This is a genomic window from Flavobacterium sp., assembly GCF_043780635.1.
GTDB lineage: Bacteria > Bacteroidota > Bacteroidia > Flavobacteriales > Flavobacteriaceae > Flavobacterium.
In genome coordinates this window covers 1-3793 of record NZ_JAYWCK010000126.1, presented here as the reverse complement: position 1 = coordinate 3793, position 3793 = coordinate 1, and the positions used below count along the sequence as shown (strand labels likewise).

Sequence of the window (3793 nt, the reverse complement as noted above, 5' to 3'; positions counted from 1 at the left end):
ACTGCTAAAGCTCCAGTCGAATTTTCGATTCCCTGTCCAGATTGCAAAGTAATTTCGTGTAATTCTTCGGCAGATAATTGATAATTAATAGTTGCGTTTTCGATTCCTAAATTTTTTAACGAAATCGATTTCGTAAACAAGGCGTAGTTGTCCATAAATTTGTGTGTTGTGTGTTTAATTTATGCGCGCAAAAGTAGAAATTATTTTTCAGTTAGAATTTTTTTATCTAAACTTTATTATTTTTTCTTTAAAAAATTCATAAATAAAACGCCCCAAGCCACTATTAATAGGAGTCCGCCCACAGGAGTAATAAAACCAATTACTTTAAAGTCAAATGAGGTAAGGTTATTTGTTGCTAATAAGTAAATAGAACCTGAAAAGAAAATTACACCTACAACTACCAAGTAATAGATGGTTTTCTTTGCTTTTTGAGAAAGTTCATTAATCGTTCCAATGAGCACTAAAAATAGGGCGTGATACATTTGATATTTTACTCCAGTTTCAAAAGCAGAAAGCTCTTCAATTGATAAAACTTTTTTCAAAGCGTGTGCGCCAAATGCTCCTAAAATGATAGCTAACATTCCAAAAATTGCTCCTGTAGAAATTATTTTTTTGTCCATTTTTCTTTTTTTTACTATGCAAAAGTATCTCTTTCCTTTCAAAGGCAACTAATTTTAACTATACTTTTTGTTTGCCTTAATTTAAAACATTTTTATTTTTAATCAATTACTATTTGTTATAAATACAACAATAATATATATTTGTGTTATATTTATGTAATTATGAGAAATATTTTAATCATTGGAGCGGGAAGATCGGCTTCTTCGCTAATTCAATATCTTTTAAATAAGTCAGATGAAGAGAATTTGCATCTTGTTATTGGGGATTTATCATTGGAATCAGCTAAAAACAAGATTAATAATCATCCTAACGCGACTGCAATTGCATTGAACGTTTTTGATGAAAATCAAAGGAAAGAGGCTATTCAAAAAGCAGATATTGTGATTTCGATGTTGCCAGCACATCTTCATATTGAGGTTGCCAAGGATTGTATAGTTTATAAAAAAAATATGGCAACGGCTTCATACATCAGTGATGCGATGCAGGAATTAGATGCTTTGGCAAAAGAAAACAACTTGATTTTTATGAATGAAATTGGTCTTGATCCCGGAATTGACCATATGAGTGCGATGAAAGTAATTAATGAAATCAGGAAAAAAGGAGGGAAAATGCTTTTGTTTGAATCCTTTTGTGGCGGATTAGTGGCTCCGGAATCGGATACCAATTTGTGGAATTATAAATTTACCTGGGCGCCACGAAATGTGGTTCTTGCCGGACAAGGCGGCGCAGCAAAATTTCTTCAGGAAGGGACTTATAAATACATACCGTATTGGAATTTATTTCGCAGAACCGAATTTCTTGAAGTAGAAGGTTATGGTAGATTTGAAGCCTATTCTAATAGAGATTCGCTGAAATATCTTGACATTTATGGTTTAGAAAATATTCTTACTTTATACAGAGGAACTATTCGAAGAGTTGGTTTTTCGAAAGCCTGGAATATGTTTGTGCAACTCGGAATGACCGATGACAGCTATGTGATGGAAGATTCCGAGAATATGAATTATAGACAATTCGTAAATTCTTTTTTGCCGTATCATCCAACGGATTCTGTCGAAAGTAAGATGCGTTTGATTTTGAAAATCGATCAGGACGATATTATGTGGGATAAATTGTTGGAACTGGATTTGTTTAACCGCAACAAAAAGGTGGGATTAAAAAATGCATCTCCAGCTCAAATTCTCGAAAAAATCCTTGGAGACAGTTGGACGCTTCAGCCCAAAGACAAAGATATGATTGTAATGTATCATAAATTTGGGCATGAAATAAACGGCAAAAAAGAGCAAATAGATTCTAAAATGGTTTGCATTGGCGAAAACCAAACTTATACTGCTATGGCAAAAACGGTTGGTTTGCCTCTTGCAATGGCAACCTTATTAATATTAAACGGCAAGATTAAAACGCCAGGAGTTCAGCTTCCTATTCGGGAAGAAGTGTATCTTCCTATTTTGAAAGAATTAGAAGAATATGGTGTTGTTTTCAAAGAGGAAGCGGTTCCTTATTTGGGGTATAATCCGGATAAATAATCTAAATAGTTTTAGTTTTAAAATAAATCCGCTCTTTTGAAGCGGATTTATTGTTTTTATATTCTAAAACTATTTCGACATTTCCACAAAATACTTGTAAAACAAAGGAATCGTTTCAATGCCTTTCAAGTAATTAAAAATCCCAAAATGTTCGTTTGGCGAGTGAATGGCGTCGCTATCCAAACCAAATCCCATCAATATCGTTTTGCTTTTGAGTTCCTTTTCGAACAAAGCAACTATTGGAATACTTCCTCCAGAACGTACCGGAATTGCAGGAACTCCAAAGGTTTCAGTATATGCTTTATTAGCGGCTTTGTAGCCAATGCTGTCCGTTGGCGTTACATAACCTTGTCCTCCGTGATGTGGTTTAACTTTTACAGTCACTCCAGCCGGAGCAATGCTGATGAAATGTTTGGTAAACAATTCGGTGATTTCTTCCCAATCTTGGTTCGGGACCAAGCGCATCGAAATTTTGGCGAAAGCCTGACTTGCAATAACTGTTTTGGCTCCTTCGCCAGTGTATCCGCCCCAAATTCCATTGACATCGAGCGTTGGTCTGATGGAATTTCTTTCATTGGTTACATAGCCTTTTTCACCATAAATATCATTTAAGTCCAATGCTTTTTTATAGTTTTCTAAATTGAAAGGTGCTTTGGCCATTTCGGCTCTTTCTTCAAGAGACAAGTCCTGTACTTTATCGTAAAAATCTGGAATGGCAACGTGGTTATTTTCGTCGTGAAGCGAAGCAATCATTTTTGCCAAAACATTAATAGGATTAGCCACTGCACCACCATACAATCCGGAATGCAAGTCGCGATTTGGACCTGTAACTTCAACTTCTACGTAACTCAAACCACGTAATCCCGTCGTAATCGAAGGTTGCTGATTAGAAATCATTCCTGTGTCCGAAATTAAAATCACGTCACATTTTAGTTTTTCTTGATTGCGTTCCACAAACCAACTCAAACTTTTTGAACCAATTTCTTCCTCGCCTTCAATCATAAATTTCACGTTGCAAGGCAAAGTATTGGATTGGACCATATATTCCAATGCTTTTACGTGCATATACATTTGGCCTTTGTCATCACAAGAGCCACGGGCAAAAATCGCTCCTTCGGGATGGATTTCGGTTTTTTTGATAACAGGTTCAAAGGCAGGCGAAGTCCATAATTCGATTGGATCAGCTGGTTGCACGTCGTAATGGCCGTAAACCAAAATGGTTGGTAGATTTGCGTCAATTGTTTTTTCGCCATACACTATGGGGTTTCCGGGCGTGTCACAAATTTCGACAAAATCGCAGCCTGCTTTTTCCAAACTTGCTTTAACGGCATTGGCAGTTTTGATAATGTCTTGGTGGTAAGCGGCATCAGCACTAACGGAAGGAATTTTCAACAATTCGATTAATTCGTTGATAAAACGGTCTTTGTGTTGCTGAACGTATGATTTTATGGTTTCCATAATTTGTTGTTTTTTATAGTTTCAAAAGTACAAAAAAGAGACCGAATATTTTTATCTAAATTGCTTTGAAAGTTGGAAGTTATGCTTATATTTGCACTCACAATTTTGCGGGTATGGTGAAATTGGTAGACATGCCAGACTTAGGATCTGGTGCCGCAAGGCGTGTAGGTTCGAGTCCTATTACCCGCACA

At 36.1% G+C, this 3793-nt stretch carries 3 protein-coding genes and 1 tRNA gene; 2 read left to right on the top strand and 2 right to left on the bottom strand.

Going from position 1 to position 3793, the window contains the following annotated elements; genetic code table 11:
- Window positions 1–236: 236 nt before the first annotated feature.
- Window positions 237–620: a DUF423 domain-containing protein gene (locus ACH2BV_RS11555; protein WP_395050886.1), complete on the bottom strand. Its 384-nt coding sequence runs from the start codon at window positions 618–620 to the stop codon at window positions 237–239.
- A gap of 162 nt (window positions 621–782) precedes the next feature.
- Here ACH2BV_RS11555 and ACH2BV_RS11550 point away from each other — a divergent pair, with 162 nt between their 5' ends.
- Entirely contained in the window at window positions 783–2144 is a 1362-nt protein-coding gene (locus tag ACH2BV_RS11550; RefSeq protein WP_395050885.1) for a saccharopine dehydrogenase family protein, read from the top strand.
- A 69-nt stretch (window positions 2145–2213) separates the two neighbouring features.
- On the opposite strand, the gene ACH2BV_RS11545 is transcribed toward ACH2BV_RS11550, so the two are convergent.
- Window positions 2214–3602: a dipeptidase gene (locus tag ACH2BV_RS11545; RefSeq protein ID WP_395050884.1), complete on the bottom strand. Its 1389-nt coding sequence runs from the start codon at window positions 3600–3602 to the stop codon at window positions 2214–2216.
- A gap of 107 nt (window positions 3603–3709) precedes the next feature.
- On the opposite strand from ACH2BV_RS11545, the gene ACH2BV_RS11540 reads away from it, so the two are divergent.
- Window positions 3710–3791, top strand: a tRNA-Leu gene (locus ACH2BV_RS11540).
- Window positions 3792–3793: the final 2 nt, after the last annotated feature.